The following is a 22,238-nucleotide window of genomic DNA, read 5'->3' on the forward strand; positions in this document are numbered from 1 at the left end:
AATGTTTACGACTAAAATAGCGTTACAGAATTATCTGTAACGCCAGTTTACTTAATTATTGATTTAAAATTTTCTCTTTTAAATTTGGATCAAATGTTTGTGATTTTAACATTTCAATTTCGTGTTTATATGGAGGCTTTTTATTTTTTTTATCTTCTCCAACATATGGTGTTTCTAAAATTTTAGGTATATCTTTAAATGTATCATGATGTACTACATAATTGAGTGCATCAAAGCCGATATGACCAAATCCAATATTCTCATGTCTATCTTTATGTGCACCCTGTTCGTTTTTACTATCATTGACATGAACGACTTTAATTCTATCTACACCAATAATTTTATCAAATTCGTTTAATACACCATCAAAATCATCTTTAATGTTGTAACCAGCATCATGTGTATGGCAAGTATCAAAACATATTGATAAACGTTCATTATGTGTTACGCCATCAATAATTTGCGCGATTTCTTCGAATGTACGACCTACTTCTGATCCTTTTCCAGCCATTGTTTCTAATGCGATTCTGACATTATTGTCATTGGTTAATACTTCATTTAATCCATCGATAATCTTTTTAATACCTACTTCTGCACCAGCACCAACGTGTGATCCTGGATGTAAGACGATATCTTTAGCTCCTATGGCTTGAGTACGTTCAATTTCATTTTGTAAAAAGTTAACGCCTAATTCGAAAACTTCTGGTTTAGTAGTATTAGCAATGTTTATAATATAAGGCGCATGTACCACGATATTAGATAAGCCATATTTTTCCATAGCTTCATGACCTTTTGTGATATTTAAATCTTCAATACTTTTTCGACGAGTATTTTGAGGTGCACCTGTATAAATCATAAATGTAGATTCACCGAATTTGTGTGCTTCTTCTGCAGATCCCTCTAACATTTTTTTACCACTCATTGATACATGTGATCCAAGTAACATATAATCCACCTATCCTTTTCTACTCTTTCTATTTTGACGGTTTTGACGTTTACTAAATTGTTTACGTTCTTGTCGTTTCATTCTTTCAACTTCTTGTTTAAATTTCTTTTTATAACCTGGTTTAACTTTGCGTTTTGTTTTGCTACGGACTTTGTTTTTAACTTCATTAGTTAAATGGTCATCTTTGCGCTGTCTAGTGCGTCTAGTATTATGTGCTTTGATAGGTGTAAGTTCATCGTTTTTAATATCCACATTTTCAAAGACATAACCTCTATCTTCAATCGCAGAAACATTTTCCTCTTCATCTGGACTATATAAGGTAATTGCTACACCTCGATAGTTTCCTCGACCAGTACGTCCTACTCTATGAGTAAAGAAATCAATATCATTTGGTACATCGAAATTGATGACATGGCTTACACCCTCAATATCAATACCTCTTGATGCTAAATCACTGGCAATCACAAATTGGAAATCTAGATTTCTAATACGTTTCATTTGTTGTTTACGTTCACGAGGTGTTAATCCACCATGAATCATACCCACTTTGATACCGGCTTCATTGAGTGTTCGTGCTAATTCATCTGCGCTGTCTCTACTATTACAGAAAATAATACATAAATAAGGGTTTAGTATATCAATTAATTTAAGTGTCTTTTCAACTTTTGCAGTTCCTTTAGTAGGAATTAAATAAAATTCAATATTCTTTTTATTTTGTGATTGGCTATCAACTTCTACAAAATCAGGTTGCTCTAAATATTTATTTAAAAATGGCTGTAATGATTTTGGAATTGTTGCACTGAATACAGCAATATTTGAATGTTCTTCTAAACGTGAAGCGATAAAGTCTACATCTTCAATCAATCCTAAATCTATCATTAAATCAGCTTCATCTATGATTAAATATGAGGCTAAATGTGTGTGTAAATGACCACTTTTAGCTAAATCATTAATTCTTGTTGGTGTACCAATGACTAGCTGTGGTTGTTGGTTACAACGTTGTCTGTCTTTCTCAATATCTGTACCGCCGATAAATAGTTTAGCATTGACGCCTTCTTTAAAACCGCTTAAATGGTTAGCTGCTTGATAAAGTTGTTGTGCTAATTCTCTTGTAGGTGCAACAACGATAGCTTGAGGTTCATGAATGTCCGTATCAATTTGATTAACTAACGGTAATAAAAACGAATGGGATTTACCTGTCCCCGTCTGTGATTGTCCAATAATGTTAGTTCCTTTTAATATTCTTGGAATAATTCTATTTTGAATTTCAGTAGGTTTCTCAAATTTTAAATCTTTTACAGCTTCGATCATACTTGAGTTTAAACCGAAGTGTTCAAATGGATGTTTTGCCATTGTATGGCCTCCTTATAAGTTCATCTTTACTATTATAAAGTAATTAATGGTGTTTTTAAATATAATTCATCTTTGATACCAGTTATAATTGCTTGATTAACGATTATCAGATTTATAATTATACTTTAAATATATGTGAATGGATCTGTATTAATATTTGACGCTACTAATTTTATGTTATTTTCATTTTCTTCAACTAACCATTCTTCTAATAATTGTTTTAGTCCTTCTTTCATCACAAATTCACTATAATGATTGATATCTAGTAAGTTGACACCTGCAATTTTGGCATCAAGTGCATCATGATGTTTGATATCGCCCGTAATAAATATGTCTGCACCTAATTGTGAAGCTTCGTATTCAAAACCAATACCAGAACCACCAATCATAGCTACTTTATTAATCAGTGTATTTGAACTACCAACGTAACGTACACTAGGAATTTGTAATCGAGATTTTACTAACGAAACAAAATCCTCTATATTCATTGGTTCATTTAATTCTCCAATAATGCCCAAACCATACGAACCTTCTTTTGTTAATTCAATAAAATCATAAACTGGGGTTTCATATGGATGATATTGGTGAATCGCTTTTTCAGTTAGTTGTTGTTGTTGATATGAAATCATAAATTCTAATTTCACTTCATCTACATATTCAATTTCACCGATTTCACCTAAATAAGGATTGGCATCATCTATAGGTTTAAATTGTCCCTTACCTTTACTTTCAAAGAAGCAATATTCATAATTACCTTCTTTAGCTAAACCAATATTATTGAGTTGTTGTTTAAATGTTTCAACATGGCTCTCGGGAATAAAAGTCTGAACTTTGAAGTATCGTTCAGGTTCTTTATTAATTAAACTAGTATTTTTCAGACCAATCTTAGAAGCAAGCATAGCATTGACACCTCTAGGATTAACGTCTAGATTGGTATGCATTGCTATTAAATTGATATTGTTTTGTATAAGTAATCTTATTATTTCACCATAGCCTTGATTAGTAATGGATTGGACACCTTTAAAAATTAATGGATGATGACTAATAATAGTATTGATATTTTCTTCTATTGCTTGTTCTACAATTTCTAACGTACAATCTAGTGCAGTTAAAATCCCAGTAACTTCTTGCGATTCATCACCTATAAGTAGTCCAACATTATCCCATGATTCTGCAGTGTTAAAAGGCACATGTTCATCTAACATAACCATTAATTCATTGATTTTCATTTGTAAGCACCTCTTTGATCATTTCTATTTCTGTCTCAATCTCTTGATATCGATGTTGATGAATGTCTGGATTAAGTTGTTGTTTTATCTTTTCTAAAGCTTGTAATTCTCTTTCCCACTTATTATAAAAACATTCATTTTTGTTTTCTAGTAAAACTGGGCCAAATTTAAGTTCAAATTCGTTATATTTGAACATTTTGGGTTGATGCTCAGCTACTACAATTTCATAAATATGTCCTTTCTCTTCCATAATTCTTTCATCAATGATTTGATATTGAATGTCTTGTAATAACGTTCTTAAATTTTGTGTTTGTATATTACTCTGGAGGATAAGTCTAGGATTTGATTTAAGTTTTTGTTGTCCTTCTTTTAATATTTTTGCTATTAAAGGACCGCCCATACCACAAATTGTGATATTGTCTAACTGTTCATTATGTTTTATTACCTCTAAACCATCCCCAAGACGCACATCAATTTGGTTACTTAGCGCGTATTCTCGAACATTCTTTTTTGCAGCTTCGAAAGGCCCTTTTATAACTTCACCAGCAATAGCTTGCGAAATTAAATTTGTTTGAATAGCGTAAATAGGTAAATAAGCATGATCTGAACCAATATCAGCAAGTTTACCAGGTTTGATAAATTCTGATACAGTTCGTAATCTATGATTTATCGTAATCATTAAGATGGTCTCCTTTTTACATGTATTTAAATGTATATAATTGTATGTATGTTATATCACTTATAAATGAAATAAAGGCTGGGACAACCATTATGCCCCAGCCTAAATATATTAATCCATAAAGTCTTTTAGACGTTTACTTCTACTTGGATGTCTTAACTTTCTTAATGCTTTTGCTTCGATTTGACGAATACGTTCTCTAGTCACACCAAATACTTTACCAACTTCTTCTAATGTTCTAGTTCTTCCATCATCTAGTCCAAATCTTAAACGAAGAACGTTTTCTTCACGGTCTGTTAATGTATCTAAAACATCTTCAAGTTGTTCTTTTAACAATTCATAGGCAGCATGATCTGAAGGACTTTGTGCTTCTTGGTCTTCAATGAAGTCTCCTAAGTGACTGTCATCTTCTTCACCTATTGGAGTTTCTAATGACACAGGTTCTTGTGCAATTTTAAGAATTTCTCTTACCTTTTCAGGTGGTAAGTCCATTTCTTCCCCAATTTCTTCAGGTGCTGGATCACGACCCAAATCCTGTAATAACTGACGTTGAACACGAATTAATTTGTTAATAGTTTCAACCATGTGTACAGGTATACGAATTGTACGTGCTTGGTCAGCAATTGCACGTGTGATTGCTTGTCGTATCCACCACGTTGCATAAGTAGAAAACTTAAATCCTTTATTGAAATCGAATTTTTCAACGGCTTTAATAAGGCCCATATTACCTTCTTGAATTAAATCAAGGAATAACATACCTCTTCCGACATATCTTTTAGCGATACTTACTACTAAACGTAAATTGGCCTCTGCTAGTCTTGATTTAGCGATTTCATCACCTTGCTCAATTCTTTTAGCAAGTTCAATTTCTTCTTGGGCACTTAATAAGTCAACTCGACCTATTTCTTTTAAATACATACGCACAGGGTCATTAATTTTAACTCCTGGAGGTGCACTTAAATCATTAGGATTTAATTTAGCATCTGTATCTGAATGGTCTTTTTCATTTACTAATGTGATATCATTATCATTTAATTGATCAAAGAAATCATCCATCATATCAGAATCCATTTCGAAATTCTGTAATTTTTCTGCAATTTCTTCGTGACTTAAGTGACCTTCCTTTTTCCCTTTTTCAATTAATTGTTTTTTAACATCTTCCAATGTTAAAGTCGGATCAATTGTTTGTTTTTTAATTTTAACTTTATCAGACATGAAAAGGCCTCCTGGTATTAATATAAACTTTCAATTTATTCATATAATTATTTGTAATTACTTCATTTTATTTGATGATGCGTCTAATTATCGAAACTCAATATATTACTTTTTTAATAACGCATTCATCATAACTTATTGTATGAGATGTGGCCTAATTAATTTTTAATTCAACACCAATCAAATAAGTTTCTATTCTAAACTCCCTAATAATTTAATGGTTAGGTCATATTGTGCAATATTCGATATTACATATTTACCCAATGTATGAGTGTAATAACCATTATTCAATGCCTAAAGTATAACAATACCATAAATTTTTATAATATTACATTCTACTTTTGTTTTTATTTACTATTAATTGCAAGTAATACTTTTGAAGTTCAATATCCCCTATTCTCGTTGCTTCACGCAGTTTATGGTTCAAGACTTCTAATGAATCTTCATTTTTATTCTCATTTAATATGTTGATGTAATCTTCTAATTCATGTTCAAATGGTTCTTCATTTAAAACATGTGAGTCTAAAGAAATTAGCGCTTCTCTTAAATCATCAGAATCTATATATTGAATCATAGAACTGAGTTGATACGTATCATTATTTGAATAATAATCATGCAAAATATTAAATATACGCTTGAAATAAGCATTTGTAAAGTCATCTACTTCTATCTGTTGATGATAGTTTAGGAACGTATCTTTATCTTGCAAGAAATGTTTTAAGAGTGCTCGTTCAGCTTTTTCATGACGAGTGAGTTGGTTAAATTGAATAACTTGCTGAGGTTGTCCTTCGTATGCGTATGCATAGTCTGGATACGAAGGTACGTTTCCTTGAGATTGCTGACGTAATCCCACTTCATAGTCTAGAGTCTCAAAACTTACTTTAAACAATTCTGCAACGTCTTGCAATACTTTTTTCTGTAGTATAGGTGAAGTCATAGCCGCAATATCTTGAGTTACTTCTTTTAAATATTTTTCATATGCTAAATCATTATTTTGAATTTCATCTTTGTGTGTATTGACTTTAAACATTACAAATGATTTTTTATCTTTTTGAACAAATTCTATAAATGCATCATTTCCATATTTTCTAATATATTCATCTGGATCCATATCTGACGGTAATTGTACAACGAACACATTTAATCCTTGTTCTAATAATGCTTGACCAGTTTTTAAGGTTGCCTCTCTACCTGCAAAGTCACCATCAAACATTAATGTAATATTAGAAGTTAACTTTTTTATAAAGGTAACATGTTCGTTTGAAAGTTGGGTACCCATACTCGCAACGACTGTTTTTAAACCTGCATGATCTGATTTTATAACATCCATAAAACCTTCAAGTAATATGATTTCATCATTTTTTCTAATGCTTTTACGTGCTTTATCGAGGTTATATAACAATTTTCTTTTTTGGAATATTGGTGTTTCCGGGCTATTTAAATACTTAGGTTCTTGATTAGTATACGTCCTTGCAGAATATCCAACAATTCGGCCTTGAGCATTTTTTAATGGGAACATAATTCTATCTCTAAAGCGATCGTAATAACTAAAATTCTCTTCATTTCTTGATAAAAGTCCAGCTTCATAAGCTAATTCAATATCATACCCTTTTTTTTCTAAGAAATCATGACAGAAATGTGATGAATTAGGTGCATAACCTATACCTCTTTCTTTGATCAACTGTTCTGGAAAATCTCTTTCTTTTAAATAGGTAAGAGCTTTTTCACCTTCCACTGTTTTCATAAGTGCATAGTGATAATATTCTTGCATTAGCTCATGCATTTCTATCATTTGTAAATCATCTGAAGCAATTTGAGTATTAGTATTCTGATATTCGTTATTTCCAACATCAACCGTAATATTAACACGTTCACCAAGTTCTTTTACTGCTTCTGTAAACGAAATATCTTTTATTTCTTGAGTAAATTGAAATACATTACCACCTTTTTTACATCCGAAGCAATGACAAATTTGTTTGTCTTCAGAAACTGTGAACGAAGGTGTTTTTTCATCATGAAAAGGACACAAACCTATATAATTGCGCCCTCTCTTTTCTAACTTTACATATTCACTTACCAAGTCGAGTATATCTGTCTTATCTTTAATTTCATTTATAACTGATTGTTCTATACGCAAATTAAATCACCTATGACATATTAGTCTTAATATTATACCTTTTTTATGCATTAATTGAAATTATTTTGTTTTATTGTTTTCGATAAAATAAATGATATCATTTGCTGTTTCTTCTATTGCTTTATCAGTTACATCGATAACTGGACACCCTACTTTTTCTACTAATGATTCAAAGTATTCTAATTCCTCTTTAATTCTAGTTTCTGTAGCATATCTAGCAGAGTCACCTAATCCAAGTTGTTTGAGTCTTTCTTTACGAATACGATTTAATTTTTCTTCGCTAATTTTTAAAGCAATACATTTTGAAGGATCAATATCAAACAATGCATCTGGAGGTGTCACTTCTGGAACAATCGGTATATTCATCACTTTATAACTTTTATGTGCCAAGTATTGTGATAAAGGTGTTTTAGACGTTCTTGAAATACCTAATAGAACAATATCAGCTTTGGGTAAACCTTTAGGTTCTTTACCATCATCATATTTAACGGCAAACTCTATAGCATCTATTTTTTTAAAATAAGCGTCATCTAATCTATGTACAATACCTGGTTCATAGTAAGGTGTTTCTTCTATTGAACCAGATAATAAGTCCATAAGTGGTCCCATAATATCAACTGACTTTAATTGATGCTCTTTAACTTTAGCAACCATGTATTTTTTGATTTCTGGTTTGACTAAAGTATATACAATAATTGCGTCTGTATCTTCAGCAACTTGAATCACTTCATCGACATTTTCAAAGGATTCTATGTATGGGTAACGTAAAAATTCATGTTTACATTGCTTAGGATTAAATTGAGAAACACCAGCCCTCGCTACTAATTCTGCTGTTTCCCCGATTGAATCAGAAGCAACAATAATATTTATATTATCCATCTATTAACCACCTATTCTTTAAATAATGATACAAATAATTTTGTAATTGTCGTTTTAGATATTCTACCAACTACTTCAAATTTTTGGTTATCTTTAGATCTAACGATGGGGATTGCATCTATTTCCTTATCTATCATTTGATTTGCCGCATAAATAATTAGTTCACTTTCTTCAAGATATGTTAAATTTGGCATACGAGTCATATTGACGCTTATAGGCATTGTATGAATATCATTTCCAATCATTGATGCTCTTAAAAGGTCTTTACGAGAACAAACACCGATAAAGTCATTATCGTCATTTGTAATAAATAATGTTCCAGCATCTTCTAAAAATATCGTACAAATTGCGTCATACACTGACATATCTTCTTTAACCACAACAGGTTGAGACATGTAATCTTTTACAACATATTGTCGTAACTGTTCATGTATAATTTTATTTTTTGATTTACCTGAATAGTAATAACCCACTCTTGGTCGTGCTTCTAAAAAGCCAGACATAGTTAAAATAGCTAAGTCAGGTCGTAATGTAGCACGTGTTAAATTTAATTGATCAGCAATATGCTCACCAGTTATTGGTCCATGTTGCTTAACGATTTCAATAATTTGTTCTTGTCTTTGATTTAATTCTATAGGTCCTCACCCCTCTTATATACATTACATATTATAACTGTTATTTTTATTTGCCACAAACACATATAAACGCTTGCTATTAAATATTTAATCAATTAGAATAATTATAAAGCGAGCTAAGGGTGGTGTGAGCTTAGCATAAAAATTTTGGCATAAAAAATTTAATTAATTTTAAAGTGAGTGGCTACACTAATTTGGGTGGAACCGCGGGTTAAATGATATTTTAATGTATATGATTTATACTAAATAAAAAATGATTAACTCGTCCCAAGATAATAAAGTATATTTATGATGCTTTGTTGTCTTGGGGCGTTTTTATGTGTAAGGAGAGAAAAATTATGGCAAATGATATGGAACAAATTGTACAATTAGCAAAACACAGAGGTTTTGTATTCCCAGGTAGTGACATTTATGGTGGTTTATCTAATACATGGGATTATGGTCCACTTGGTGTTGAATTAAAAAATAATGTCAAAAAAGCATGGTGGCAAAAATTTATTACGCAATCACCTTATAACGTAGGTCTAGATGCTGCGATTTTAATGAACCCGAAAACTTGGGAAGCTTCTGGACACTTAGGTAACTTTAATGATCCTATGATCGATAACAAAGATAGTAAAATTCGTTATCGTGCTGACAAATTAATTGAAGATTACATGCAACATGAAAAAGGCGACGAAAACTTCATTGCTGATGGTTTAAGCTTTGATGAAATGAAAAAAATTATTGATGATGAAGGTATTGTTTGTCCTGTAAGTGGTACTGCTAATTGGACTGATATTCGTCAATTCAATTTAATGTTCAAAACATTCCAAGGTGTAACTGAAGATTCAACAAATGAACTTTTCTTACGTCCAGAAACAGCCCAAGGTATTTTTGTAAACTACAAAAATGTTCAACGATCAATGCGTAAAAAATTACCATTTGGTATTGGACAAGTTGGTAAATCATTCCGTAACGAGATTACGCCAGGCAACTTCATCTTCAGAACACGTGAATTCGAACAAATGGAACTTGAATTCTTCTGTAAACCAGGTGAAGAAATTGAATGGCAAAACTACTGGAAGACATTTGCTAGCCAATGGTTAAAAGACTTAAATATCAGTGAAGAAAACATGCGTTTAAGAGACCATGATGCTGATGAATTATCTCATTATTCAAATGCTACAACTGATATCGAATATAAATTCCCATTTGGTTGGGGCGAACTATGGGGTATCGCAAGTCGTACTGACTTTGACTTGAAAAAACATAGTGAACATTCTGGTGAAGATTTCAAATATCACGATCCTGAAACAAATGAAAAATATATCCCGTATTGTATTGAACCTTCATTAGGTGCCGATCGTGTGACATTAGCATTCTTATGTGATGCGTATTCACAAGAAGGTGTTGAAGGAAGTAAGGATGAACGTACTGTACTTAAATTCCACCCTGCTTTAGCACCATATAAAGCGGCTATCTTACCATTAAGTAAGAAATTATCAAGTGAAGCAATTAAAATCTTTGAACAATTAAGTCAAAGCTTCTCAATAGATTTTGATGAATCACAATCTATCGGTAAACGTTATCGTAGACAAGATGAAATTGGTACGCCTTATTGCATTACATTCGACTTTGATTCTTTAGAAGATAATCAAGTTACTGTACGTGACAGAGATTCAATGGAACAAGTTCGTATGCCAATATCAGAATTAGAAGCATTCTTAGCTGAAAAAGTTAAATTCTAATTCATCTATGATATATAATCTATAAAAAGACCGAATCACATGTGAATGTGGTTCGGTCTTTTTTGAGCAAGTTAAAGCTTAGTCTTTCATTTCTAACCTCTTCAACTGGTTGATTAACTTTTGACTTTTAAAGAACATACCTGCGTATTCTCTATATAGCATCATCATCAATTCTGACATTTCGTCTAAAATATCTTGATGAATATTTAATTCATTCATTTTGTCTATGGGGAGTTTATAAAGAACATCTAATAAATACAATGTTTTATTGGATAATTGTAATGCATGTGGATCTTGGTAAGCTACAGATTGAGAAATTGCACCATCAAATTTGAAACTATATCCAACTAATTTTGACTGATCAGTGTTCCCGCTTATGACACATTTATTAAATAAAGCAGAAAAACCGAATTTATTCATACATTTGAGTAATACAATAATAGACATTAATTGTGCGGACTGACCAGATGATATCTTGGTTAAAACAAAGTTTAATAAATCGTAATTATATTTCGATATTTCATTTTCTTCCATCGAACGATCAATCGTTTCAGCGCATAAAGTAGCAAAACTACTTTCATACAAATCTAGTTGTAATTCATAATGTTGGTTAATCACATCTACAGAATTAAGCGTACCCATACCTCGCCATTTATTATAAATAAATAAGCCATACACAAACATTTGTGTATGCGCTTGTAAACCTGATTTTATTTTCTTGGCTCTTCTAGCCATCAATGGCACTTTGCTACCATATTCATTTAAAATTGTAATAATTTTATCTGATTCGCCATACTCCACTGATTTAATTATGATACCTTTTTGCTTCATTAGCATACTAACTCACCATCTCTCTGAGTTAATCTTGGTCTTCGATATAACCGATTTGACGAATAAAGTTAACTTTATTTCTCCAATCCTTTTGCACTTTGACCCATAGTTCAAGATATACTTTTGAACCTAGGAGCATCTCTATATCATGTCTTGCCCTTTTACCCACTTCTTTAAGTTTCTTACCACCCTTACCAATGACGATTCCTTTTTGAGAATCACGTTCTACATATATCGTAGCTTCGATTCGAACTCTATCCTCATCTTCTTTAATCATACGGTCAACGTTAACTCCAATAGCATGAGGAATTTCTTCACTTGTTAAATGTAATATTTTTTCACGAATAATTTCACCAACCACAAACTGTTCAGGATGGTCCGAAATTTGATCGTCTGGATAATATTTAGGTCCCTCAGGTAAGTATGACTTTAATACATCGATAAAGTGGTCGACATTCAAACCTTCAAGTGCAGAAATAGGTACGATTTCAGTGAAGTTCATATATTCTTGATACTTTTCTATTTTAGGCATTAATGCATCAGGATGTACTAAATCGATTTTATTTAATACTAAAAATACTGGCGTTTTTAAATCTTTTAACATATCCATAATATATTCATCGCCACGACCTATATCTTCATTAACATTTACCATAAACATAATCGCATCTATTTCAGAAAGTGTATTTGTGGCTACTTTCATCATATAGTCTCCAAGCTTATGTTTAGGTTTATGGATACCAGGAGTATCAATAAATATAATTTGAGCATCATCTCTAGTCATAACGCCTTGTATTTTATTACGCGTTGTTTGTGCTTTATCAGACATAATCGCAATTTTATGCCCAATAACTCTATTCACAAATGTAGATTTACCTACATTTGGTCTTCCTATAATTGAAACAAATCCTGATTTATGTTCTGTCATTTATTTAAATCCTTTCCAGAAAATCCGTATGGTAGTAATTCTTTCACTGTTGATTCGATCATATCCCCTTTATGATTAGTCATATAAACAGGCATATCATCGTCACATAATTCTTTTAATACTTGTCGACATTCACAACATGGTGATGATGGTACTTCTGAATCTACTGTAACTGTAATAGACTCAAAATCTCCAGGTTGATATCCAGCTGATATCGCAGCTACTAAACTTGCGCGTTCAGCACATATACACATTGAATAAGCAGCATTTTCTACATTGGTTCCATAAAATGTTCGTCCATCTTTAGCTTTCAAATAGGCGCCAACTTTAAAGTTACTATATGGTGAATATGATCGTCGTTGTGCTTCTCTAACTTCTTTAAAATAATGAGATTGATAACTCATTTATTCGCCCTCCTATATTAAATTAATTAAATGTGGTATGAAGACGATTAAGCCAATGATTAATGCTAAGATGGAAACAATCATCACACTAAAAGCAGCAATATCTTTCGCATATTTAGCGTAATCATGATACTCAGTAGTAACTAAGTCAACCACATATTCAACTGCTGTATTTATTGCTTCAAATGCTAAAACTAAACTAATTGCTAATAAAATAAATATCCACTCAGAACGATTAATATGAAGTAAAAACCCAAAAACAATTGCTATAATACTAGCATAAATATGAAGTGAGAATTTTTGGTCTTTTATTAAAAGTGTTTTCAAACCATCTAGTGCATATTTAAAACGACTCATCACTAGTCTCTCGTCAATCCATATGCATTTAAAATAGCATCCTGACGACCAAACATTTCTTTCTCATCTTCCTCATTCATATGATCATAGCCTAGTAAGTGAAGAAAGCCATGTAATGCTAAAAATCCAAGCTCTCTTTCAAAAGAATGACCATATGATTCTGATTGTTCTTGAGCGACATCAGTACAAATAATGATGTCTCCTAATACTCTAGGTATATTAAATTCACTCATATCAATGTCTGGCTCATCTTCTTCAAGTGCAAAAGATATGACATCCGTAACTTTGTCTTTGTCTCTATACATCTTATTAATCTCTTGAATTTCAGATTTATCTACGAAGGTAATAGATAATTCAGCATCTTCGTTTATTTGTTCTTCCTGCTTAGCAAAATTAAGTAGCTTTTCAATTTGTTCATACCATTCGTCTTTAACTAACTCAGTATGATCACTAAAATCTATAGTAAACATTTAGTCCTCTCCCTCGTATCTATCTATAATTTTACTTACAAGTGGATGTCTCACTACATCATCTTGATCAAGTTTCATAATATTAATCCCTTTAACACCATGTAACTTTTTAACTGCTTCTTTCAATCCACTTTTAACACCTTTTGGTAAGTCGATTTGTGTTTGATCACCTGTAACTACCATCTTAGAACCAAATCCTAAACGAGTTAAAAACATTTTCATTTGAGCATGAGTTGTATTTTGTGCTTCATCTAAAATAACAAAAGCATCGTCTAACGTACGTCCACGCATGTATGCTAATGGTGCAATTTCTATAATACCACGTTCTATAAATCGTGCGGTTTGTTCTCTACCTAGCACGGTATTTAATCCATCATATAATGGTCTTAAATATGGATCGACTTTCTCTTTTAAATCACCAGGTAAAAATCCCAATGATTCACCCGCTTCAACTGCTGGACGTGTTAATACGATACGTTTAACATTTCCTTTACGTAATTGTTTAGCAGCATAGACCACTGCTAAAAATGTTTTACCTGTTCCTGCAGGACCTATACCAAAGACTAAATCATTTCGATACATAGCATTTACGTACATTCGCTGACCCATAGTTTTAGCGCGGATGGTTTTGCCAAAAGCATCTTTAGTAATTTCTTCATCATATAAGTCTAAAAGTTGTTGAATTGTTCCATTTTCCGCCATTTTAATAGCAGCTTCTACATCTTTTAGCGTTATATTATTTCCCAATTCAATCACTTTCAATAAATTGGTAAGCACTAATTCGGCTTTTTCTACATGCTCAATTTTTTCACCTTTAACCGCAATTTCTTGACCACGAGCATGTATTACGACATCAAAACTATCTTCTATAGCTTTTAAATGTTCATCATTGTTACCTATTAAAGCTTGGGATTGATTAATGTCGTCGATTTGAATTATACCAGGCATAAACGCGCTCCTTTTCAAAAAACATATTTATAATTCACTATACCCATATATGGGTTAATATACTTATATTATACCATTGTTAGACTTACATTGATTCTATTTCGTTTTATTTTAAATAATTCAATCAAGTCGGTTAATTCGGTAGATTTAATTGATTCAATCATTCTTAATTAAATATTACTAAATTCTTTAAAGTGACTCAAATTATATTTTAATCAGTATTACATTCGAAATTAAAAAATAAAAAAACCTATTGGATAGAATCCAATAGGTAGATCATTAAAGTTGTTTAGGTTTGGCCAAAATTTCCGACCAGATGATACCATTAACGACTTCATCATTGTCGAATTGAAATGCTGATTTAGACATATTACGTTCTATATTTTGAGAATTAAGTAATTGTTTTAATCTTATTCGTTTAGTGCGTTCAGATAAATATTTATCATTGATAATATCCTGCGCTTTTTGTTCGATAAGAGCAAGTTGTTTTTCTTTCTCTCTATCAATTTCACTTCTAACATTTTTAAGATCTTGATGAAGATTTTTCTCTAATGCTTTACGTAAGTTCTCAGAATTTTCATCTCTTGTTGATGATTGTTTAACTGGCTCACGTATATCTTTTTCATTATGATATGGTGTCGGATCTGGTTTAGGAATTGAATCATCATAATCTGTTGGCCTTCTATGCTTCTCTTCTGTTGTCTGTTCGGTTTTATCTAATTCTTGATTAATGGGTGGCAATGTATCTTCGTATTTCTTTTTCTTTTCAGTAGTTGTATCTCCATTAATCTCATCATTTATTTCTTTGAATGTTTTTTCAATTTCTTCAAAGAAACCACCTGTCTTGGGTTGTTGATTATCTTTAGGTGATTGTGGTGGCTTTTGATTCTGTCTTTCTTTATGACTATTATCACGTATGGTACTAATGATTGTCGCTATCACAGATATGACAAAAATAATTACCCCAATACTCATTTAATCACCCCACAGTTATTGTTCTGGTGATTCATCATCATTTTGATCAGTACGCTTATTAATAGCATTTCTCATACCAGTATCGGCTTCTATATTTTTAAGATTATAGTAATCTTTAACGCCAATATTTCCTGATCTTAGAGCTTCTGCCATTGCTAGAGGTACTTCTGATTCAGCTTCTACAACTTTAGCACGCATTTCTTGTACTCGTGCTTTCATTTCTTGTTCAGAAGCTACAGCCATAGCACGACGTTCTTCAGCTTTAGCTTGCGCAATATTTTTATCGGCAAGTGCTTGTTCAGTTTGTAAATCTGCACCAATATTTTTACTAATATCTACATCGGCAATATCAATTGAAAGTATTTCAAAAGCAGTCCCTGAGTCTAATCCTTTACTTAAAACTGTTTTAGAAATATTGTCAGGATTTTCAAGTACTTCTGTATGATGTTTACTAGAACCAATTGTTGAAACAATACCTTCACCTACACGAGCGATGATAGTTTCTTCACCAGCACCACCTACTAAACGAGCAATATTAGCGCGAACAGTAATGCGGGCTTTCGCTTTAACTTCGATACCGTTCATAGCTACACCGGCAATAAATGGTGTTTCAATAACTTTAGGGTTAACTGACATTTGAACTGCTTCTAATACATCTCTACCTGCTAAATCTATTGCTGCACCTCGTTCAAATGGCAAATCTATATCAGCACGTTGCGCGGCGATATTAGCGTCTACAACTCTATCTACATTACCTCCAGCAAGATAATGTGATTCAAGTTGATTTGTTTTTAAATTCAATCCAGCTTTGTGCGCTTTAATTAATGGTCCAATTACTTTTCTAGGTGATACTCTTCTTAAACGCATACCTACTAATGTACCAATACCAACATGTACACCAGCAGCTAAAGCAGAAATCCAAAGACCTACCGGTACAAATGAGAAAAGTATTAATAAGGCTACAATAATTACAACTGCAATTATAATAAATCCTATACTAAACATTGTATCTCTCCTTTTATATTATTCTATTTCTCTTACAACAACTCGTGTACCTTCAACCTCTAGTATTTTGACTTGTCTATTTCTTAATATAAACGTACCATCAGAAACTGCATCGATACGATCATCATCGCAAGTTATGATACCAGCTGGTCTTAAATCAGTAATAGTTCGAGCTGTTTTACCAACTAAATGAGAGCGATCATCATGAGACGTATATCCAGATTCAGTATTTGTTGAATCTTTTAAAATGACCTTTTCCAAAAATGGAATCTTTCTTTTGAATAATTTAACTAAAATCACCCATTCAATGATTGATAATATTAAGGCTACGATGACATTACCTAGCATGAGTAATAAGTTATTACCTAACATGACTATGCTTATTGTTATTAAAATCATGCCAATCATACCAATGACTGCTCCCACGACAAATAATTCAATAATGACGAAAATAACACCCACTGCAAATAATATGACTGATAAAATATTGACATCACCTTGCATTAGAAAGCCTAAAAACATGATTAATAAGGCTAACGAAGCGATAATACCAATAAAATTAATCCTTTTAGAATACAATTGATATAAAAAGCCTAAAAATATAATACATGTAAGAATAAGTGATACCAATGGATGAACAATAATATTAGCAATGTCATTAACCCAATTATTCTCTGATGAAAAATGAGTTAAGAGTAACGTATGTATTTCATTTAGATATCCCATTCTTTCACCTCGCTCTCAAAATAATTATACATGAAAACGCAGTCATATTATAGTGATTCACTAATATATAAAAAAATAATTTGTATAAATTAATAGTAATTACAGAGGGATTTGTTATAAACAATGAATTTAATTTACTGTAAAAAGCAAACAAAAAACACCTCAGATTACAAACTGAGGTGTTTCATATTTATAATTAACATTCTTGTTGAGGGAGTCAACAGAGTTATTAATTATTTGAATTTACGTTTACGTGCAGCTTCTGATTTCTTTTTACGTTTAACACTAGGTTTTTCGTAAAATTCACGTTTACGTACTTCTTGGATAGTACCACTTTTTGAAACTGAACGCTTAAATCGACGTAAAGCATCTTCAAGTGATTCATTTTTACGTACTACTGTTTTAGACATCTGTATTTCCCTCCCTCCAAATATCAACGGAAATTTATATATTCAAGTGCATAGGTAAAACTATGCTTTAATTAGTATAATATATCTCCAATATCCGGTCAATTACTAAAATTTATATTTTTAAAATAATTAAACTAGTACTTCATGTTCTGATTTATTTGTTGCATGTTCTACGATACGGATAGCTTTCCCGTAGTTTAAAGGATAATCAGCTTTTTGAATTTTTACTTTAATAATTTGACCAATTAAATCTTCAGAACCTTCAAATTCTACTTTCATGTAATTATCAGCATATCCTACTAATGTATTTGGTTTTTCGCCTTTTTCTTCAGGAATAACTTCTAGTACTTCGTCTTCAAATTTTGAAGCATACTCTTTTGCAAGTTGATCACTTAATGCAATTAATTTGTGAACACGTTCATTTTTGATTTCTTCATCAATTTGATCGTCCATTCTTGCTGCTGGTGTTCCAATTCTAGATGAATATGGGAAAACGTGTAATTCAGAAAATTTATGTTTAACAATAAAGTCATACGTTTCTTGAAATTCTTCTTCAGTTTCACCAGGGAAACCTACGATAACATCACTCGTTATTGCAACATCTGGTAATGCTTCATGTAGTTTAGTAATTCTTTCAGAGAAATGTTCCATAGTGTATTTACGTCTCATACGTTTAAGAACCGTATCAGAACCAGATTGCAACGGTACATGTAAATGTCTTACGATTTTGTTTGAACGTTCTAAGACATCAATGACTTCATCAGTCAGTTGACTTGCTTCAATAGAAGAAATACGAATACGTTCTAAACCATCCACTTGATCTAAATCTCTTAATAATTGTGCTAAGTTGTAATTCTTAAGATCTTGACCATATCCACCTGTATGGATACCAGTTAAAACAATTTCTTTATAACCCGCGTTAACTAATGTTGTAGCTTGTTCTACAACTTTTTCAGGATCTCTTGATCTCATTAAACCACGTGCCCATGGAATAATACAGAATGTACAGAAATTATTACAACCTTCTTGTATTTTTAAGGATGCTCTTGTTCTATCTGTGAAGTATGGTACATCTAATTCTTCATATTTACGGTTTTTCATGATGTTACCTACACCATTAATTGGTTGACGTTCTTTTTGGAACTCATCTATATAATCTAGTAATTTATGTCTATCTTGTGTTCCTACTACGACATCTACGCCAGGAATCTCCATAATTTCTGCTGAAGATGTTTGCGCATAGCAACCAGTAACACAAACGACAGCGTCTGGATTTTTTCTGATTGCTCTTCTAATGATTTGTCTACTTTTTTTATCACCAGTATTAGTTACAGTACAAGTATTGATAACAAATACATCTGCATTTGTTTCAAAATCAACTCGCTCGTAATCTGCTTCCTTAAATAATTGCCAAATTGCTTCTGTTTCATAGTGGTTAACTTTACAACCTAAAGTGTGAAACGCAACTGTGGACATATTGTTCACCCCATTAATTCTTTTTCATAACTTAATGCGCCTAATGTATATAATGGCGCTGTTTCTGCCCGTAAAATTCTTGGTCCTAAACCAACTAACTGTGAATGAGATTTTAACATTGACACTTCTTCATCAGATAGTCCGCCTTCAGGACCAAATATAAGTAATACACGATCTTGTGGCTTAAATTGCTTTAACATATGCTTAAAATGACTGATTTCACCATGTTTAGCTTCTTCTTCATAAGCAACAAGGACATAATCATACTGATTTATAATATCACAAATTGACTTTGAATTCGATAGATAACTGATATGTGGAATAGTTAATCGATAACTTTGTTCAGCCGCTTCTTTTATAATTTTTTGCCATCTTTCAAGCTTTTTTGACACCTTTGTATGATTTAATTTAACTATAGAACGTTGCATTTCAACAGCTATAAATCCACTAGCACCTAGTTCAGTTGCCTTTTGAATCATCCATTCGTATTTATCTGCTTTAATTAACCCACTGCATATCGTAATATGCTGCGGTAACTCAGTATCAATATCTTGCTTTTCTATTAATTCAACTTCTACTTCTTGATCTGCTAAATGGATGATTTTACATGTATAGACATTTTGATCATTAAATGTGATGACTATCAGTTGGCCTTCACTATGTCTCATCACATTCTTAATATGATGTATATCTTCTTTATTTGTAATAAAAAAACGCTGACTTTCATCAGCGTTTTGATTGATAAAATATCTTTGCAAATTAGTCACTCACTTTCTGACCAACGATACAAACCCAACCGTTGTCATGTTGAACTGAAATAATTTTAAAACCTACACGCTTCATATGTGATTCAATATCTTCGTATTTTTCTTCAATAATACCGGAAGTTATAAAATAACCATCTTCATTGACTGTATTATAAGCGTCTTCTATCATTTCATCAATAATATGAGCTAAAATATTTGCAATAACTATATCAAAATGTTCTTTTTCATCTTTTAACAAATTGCCAGGAACTGCTTCGATCGCGTTTAAACAATGATTCTTTTCGAAATTCTCTTTGGCTACATTGACTGCCATCTCATCGATATCTAAAGCTTTAATTCTTTTAACACTAATCAAGTGACTTGCAATACTTAAAATACCTGACCCAGTACCTACATCGATTACAGAATGTTGAGGCTCTACAAAGTGCTCAATTGCTTTTAAACACATACTTGTTGTGGGATGATCTCCAGTACCAAAAGCCATTCCAGGGTCTAATTCTATACAAAGTTCATTTGCTGATTCTTTAGTATAGGTTTCCCAACTAGGAACAATCGTAAATGTTTCAGATGCTCTGAAAGGATGAAAATAATTTTTCCATTCATTTTCCCAATCTGCTTCTGCAATTGTTTGATGTGAAATATTTAAAATGTTCTGATCGATATCTTGTAGCGATAAAATGTCCTTCTCTATATTAGATAGCATTGTATCATCAAAGGTCATTTCATTAAAGTAAGCTTTTAATCTAACACCTTCTGATGGATAATCTTCGCTATTTAATTCGTAAATCTCGCCAAATTTATCTTCTGGTGGATTGATTAAGTCATTGGAATCTTCTATAACTACTCCATTTGATCCATAATTTTCTAGTATATCTGTAACCAAATATTCAACATCATGGTTTACTACGATTGATAGTTCCGTCCAATTCATTATTTTTATTCTCCTTTAAAGAATCTTTTTGCTTTATCTTTAAAATTAGATGGTTGCTCAGTTAATTCTTCACCATTTATATCTGCAAATTCTTTCATTAATTCTTTTTGACGTTCCGTCATTTTAGTTGGTGTTAGCACCTTAATATTAACAAATAAGTCACCATGTCCATATCCGTGTACATTTTTAATACCTTTATCTTTTAGGCGGAATTGTTTTCTAGTTTGTGTACCTGCAGGAATTGTTAATACGACATTACTATTTAAAGTAGGGATTTTAACTTCATCACCTAATGCGGCTTGAGGGAAACTAATATTTAAATCATAATAAATATCATCGCCATCACGTTTGAATACTTCAGAAGGTTTAACTCTGAAAACAACATATAAGTCGCCACTAGGACCACCGTTAACACCTGGAGAACCTTCTCCAGCAAGACGTATTTGTTGTTCATTATCAACACCTTCAGGGATAGTGACTTCTAATTTGACTGTTTTATTTTCAGTTCCTTTACCATGACATGTTGGACATGGTTCTTCAAACTCTTGACCGCTACCTTCACATTTAGGACAAACTTGTTCTGTTCTAACTCTACCTAGAATCGTATTTTGTTCTACTGAAACTGATCCTGCTCCGTTACAATAACTACATGTTTTCTTATTAGTTCCAGGTTTTGCACCTTCACCATCACATGTATGACAAGTGACATCTTTGCGAATTGAAATTTCTTTTTTACCACCGAATACTGCTTCGTCAAATGTGATAGTCATCGTATATTGTAGGTCATCACCTTTACGTGGTGCATTAGGATCACGTTGTCTTGAGGCACCGCCGAAGAATGAACTGAAAATATCTTCGAAGCCACCTCCACTAAATCCGCCAAAGTCGCCTCCGCCAAAGCCTTGACTACCGAAACCACCTTGAGCGCCAGCATGTCCGAATTGATCATAATTTGCTCTTTTATTATCATCACTTAACACTTCATATGCTTCAGATATTTCTTTAAATTTTTCATCTGCGCCTTCTTCTTTATTGATGTCGGGATGATATTTTTTCGATAATTTTCTGTAAGCTTTTTTAATTTCGTCTTTAGAAGCACCTTTACTTACTCCTAAGACCTCATAATAATCTCTTTTGGCCACAGTAACCTCTCCTTTTTATACTAACAAGATTAGTTTAACTAATTCATATTAACTATCCAAATAAA

23 protein-coding genes are annotated in these 22,238 nt (G+C 32.0%); 1 reads left to right on the forward strand and 22 read right to left on the reverse strand.

All coding sequences use genetic code 11. From position 1 onward, the window contains the following. Positions 1-55: 55 nt before the first annotated feature. The 8 genes from ACZ267_RS08945 to ACZ267_RS08980 form a co-directional block, all read right to left on the reverse strand. Positions 56-946, reverse strand: a complete 891-nt coding sequence (locus ACZ267_RS08945; protein WP_002465749.1) for a deoxyribonuclease IV — start codon at positions 944-946, stop codon at positions 56-58. 9 nt (positions 947-955) lie between these two features. Next, complete coding sequence (locus ACZ267_RS08950; RefSeq protein WP_002465729.1) at positions 956-2,299, reverse strand: DEAD/DEAH box helicase; 1,344 nt, start codon at positions 2,297-2,299, stop codon at positions 956-958. 125 nt (positions 2,300-2,424) lie between these two features. Beyond that, the gene (locus ACZ267_RS08955) at positions 2,425-3,528 is read right to left on the reverse strand and encodes a Nif3-like dinuclear metal center hexameric protein (protein WP_002465722.1); all 1,104 of its coding nucleotides are present in this window, start codon (positions 3,526-3,528) and stop codon (positions 2,425-2,427) included. After that, positions 3,515-4,207 carry a tRNA (adenine(22)-N(1))-methyltransferase gene (locus ACZ267_RS08960; RefSeq protein ID WP_002465739.1) on the reverse strand — a complete coding sequence of 231 codons (693 nt, stop codon included), beginning with the start codon at positions 4,205-4,207 and terminating at the stop codon, positions 3,515-3,517. The genes ACZ267_RS08955 and ACZ267_RS08960 overlap by 14 nt, the downstream gene beginning before the upstream one ends. 111 nt (positions 4,208-4,318) lie before the next feature. Then, positions 4,319-5,422 (reverse strand): RNA polymerase sigma factor RpoD, encoded by a 1,104-nt coding sequence (gene rpoD, locus ACZ267_RS08965; RefSeq protein ID WP_002451872.1) that lies wholly within the window; start codon positions 5,420-5,422, stop codon positions 4,319-4,321. A 328-nt stretch (positions 5,423-5,750) separates the two neighbouring features. Further along, the gene (gene dnaG / locus ACZ267_RS08970) at positions 5,751-7,559 is read right to left on the reverse strand and encodes a DNA primase (RefSeq protein ID WP_015364962.1); all 1,809 of its coding nucleotides are present in this window, start codon (positions 7,557-7,559) and stop codon (positions 5,751-5,753) included. A 60-nt stretch (positions 7,560-7,619) separates the two neighbouring features. Next, positions 7,620-8,438 carry a pyruvate, water dikinase regulatory protein gene (locus tag ACZ267_RS08975; RefSeq protein WP_015364961.1) on the reverse strand — a complete coding sequence of 273 codons (819 nt, stop codon included), beginning with the start codon at positions 8,436-8,438 and terminating at the stop codon, positions 7,620-7,622. Between the two features lie 11 nt (positions 8,439-8,449). Continuing rightward, a complete protein-coding gene (locus tag ACZ267_RS08980) occupies positions 8,450-9,073 on the reverse strand; it encodes a helix-turn-helix transcriptional regulator (protein ID WP_071561241.1) in 624 nt (207 codons plus the stop codon). A 338-nt stretch (positions 9,074-9,411) separates the two neighbouring features. Between ACZ267_RS08980 and ACZ267_RS08985 the strand changes: the two genes are divergently transcribed. Beyond that, positions 9,412-10,803 carry a glycine--tRNA ligase gene (locus ACZ267_RS08985; RefSeq protein ID WP_002465672.1) on the forward strand — a complete coding sequence of 464 codons (1,392 nt, stop codon included), beginning with the start codon at positions 9,412-9,414 and terminating at the stop codon, positions 10,801-10,803. Positions 10,804-10,881: 78 nt separating this feature from the next. Here the strand turns inward: ACZ267_RS08985 and recO are convergent, their stop codons facing one another. From recO to dnaJ, 14 genes are all read right to left on the reverse strand, one after another. Beyond that, a complete protein-coding gene (recO, locus tag ACZ267_RS08990; RefSeq protein WP_171001913.1) occupies positions 10,882-11,634 on the reverse strand; it encodes a DNA repair protein RecO in 753 nt (250 codons plus the stop codon). A 28-nt stretch (positions 11,635-11,662) separates the two neighbouring features. Then, positions 11,663-12,562 (reverse strand): GTPase Era, encoded by a 900-nt coding sequence (gene era, locus ACZ267_RS08995; RefSeq protein ID WP_015364958.1) that lies wholly within the window; start codon positions 12,560-12,562, stop codon positions 11,663-11,665. Beyond that, positions 12,559-12,966 (reverse strand): cytidine deaminase, encoded by a 408-nt coding sequence (gene cdd, locus ACZ267_RS09000; RefSeq protein WP_079449020.1) that lies wholly within the window; start codon positions 12,964-12,966, stop codon positions 12,559-12,561. The genes era and cdd overlap by 4 nt, the downstream gene beginning before the upstream one ends. A 12-nt stretch (positions 12,967-12,978) precedes the next feature. Beyond that, entirely contained in the window at positions 12,979-13,323 is a 345-nt protein-coding gene (locus ACZ267_RS09005; RefSeq protein ID WP_002465669.1) for a diacylglycerol kinase family protein, read from the reverse strand. Between the two features lie 2 nt (positions 13,324-13,325). Beyond that, a complete protein-coding gene (gene ybeY, locus ACZ267_RS09010; RefSeq protein ID WP_002465659.1) occupies positions 13,326-13,793 on the reverse strand; it encodes an rRNA maturation RNase YbeY in 468 nt (155 codons plus the stop codon). Next, entirely contained in the window at positions 13,794-14,741 is a 948-nt protein-coding gene (locus tag ACZ267_RS09015; RefSeq protein WP_015364957.1) for a PhoH family protein, read from the reverse strand. It lies immediately after the preceding gene. A 279-nt stretch (positions 14,742-15,020) separates the two neighbouring features. Then, complete coding sequence (locus ACZ267_RS09020) at positions 15,021-15,716, reverse strand: hypothetical protein (RefSeq protein ID WP_002465664.1); 696 nt, start codon at positions 15,714-15,716, stop codon at positions 15,021-15,023. 15 nt (positions 15,717-15,731) lie between these two features. Continuing rightward, positions 15,732-16,721, reverse strand: a complete 990-nt coding sequence (floA, locus tag ACZ267_RS09025; protein WP_002465685.1) for a flotillin-like protein FloA — start codon at positions 16,719-16,721, stop codon at positions 15,732-15,734. Between the two features lie 18 nt (positions 16,722-16,739). Next, a complete protein-coding gene (locus tag ACZ267_RS09030) occupies positions 16,740-17,447 on the reverse strand; it encodes an NfeD family protein (RefSeq protein WP_002465671.1) in 708 nt (235 codons plus the stop codon). 233 nt (positions 17,448-17,680) lie between these two features. Further along, positions 17,681-17,857, reverse strand: coding sequence for a 30S ribosomal protein S21 (gene rpsU / locus ACZ267_RS09035; RefSeq protein WP_000048060.1), 177 nt, complete (start codon positions 17,855-17,857; stop codon positions 17,681-17,683). Positions 17,858-17,986: 129 nt separating this feature from the next. Beyond that, positions 17,987-19,333, reverse strand: a complete 1,347-nt coding sequence (gene mtaB, locus ACZ267_RS09040) for a tRNA (N(6)-L-threonylcarbamoyladenosine(37)-C(2))-methylthiotransferase MtaB (RefSeq protein ID WP_002465658.1) — start codon at positions 19,331-19,333, stop codon at positions 17,987-17,989. A gap of 5 nt (positions 19,334-19,338) precedes the next feature. Continuing rightward, on the reverse strand, positions 19,339-20,091 hold the full coding sequence (locus tag ACZ267_RS09045; RefSeq protein ID WP_002465678.1) for a 16S rRNA (uracil(1498)-N(3))-methyltransferase: 753 nt from the start codon (positions 20,089-20,091) through the stop codon (positions 19,339-19,341). 1 nt (position 20,092) lies between these two features. Further along, positions 20,093-21,031 (reverse strand): 50S ribosomal protein L11 methyltransferase, encoded by a 939-nt coding sequence (gene prmA, locus ACZ267_RS09050; protein ID WP_047210847.1) that lies wholly within the window; start codon positions 21,029-21,031, stop codon positions 20,093-20,095. A gap of 5 nt (positions 21,032-21,036) precedes the next feature. Further along, positions 21,037-22,173: a molecular chaperone DnaJ gene (dnaJ, locus tag ACZ267_RS09055; protein WP_079449021.1), complete on the reverse strand. Its 1,137-nt coding sequence runs from the start codon at positions 22,171-22,173 to the stop codon at positions 21,037-21,039. Between the last annotated feature and the right edge of the window lie 65 nt (positions 22,174-22,238).

It is taken from the genome of Staphylococcus sp. AC872, assembly GCF_979255425.1.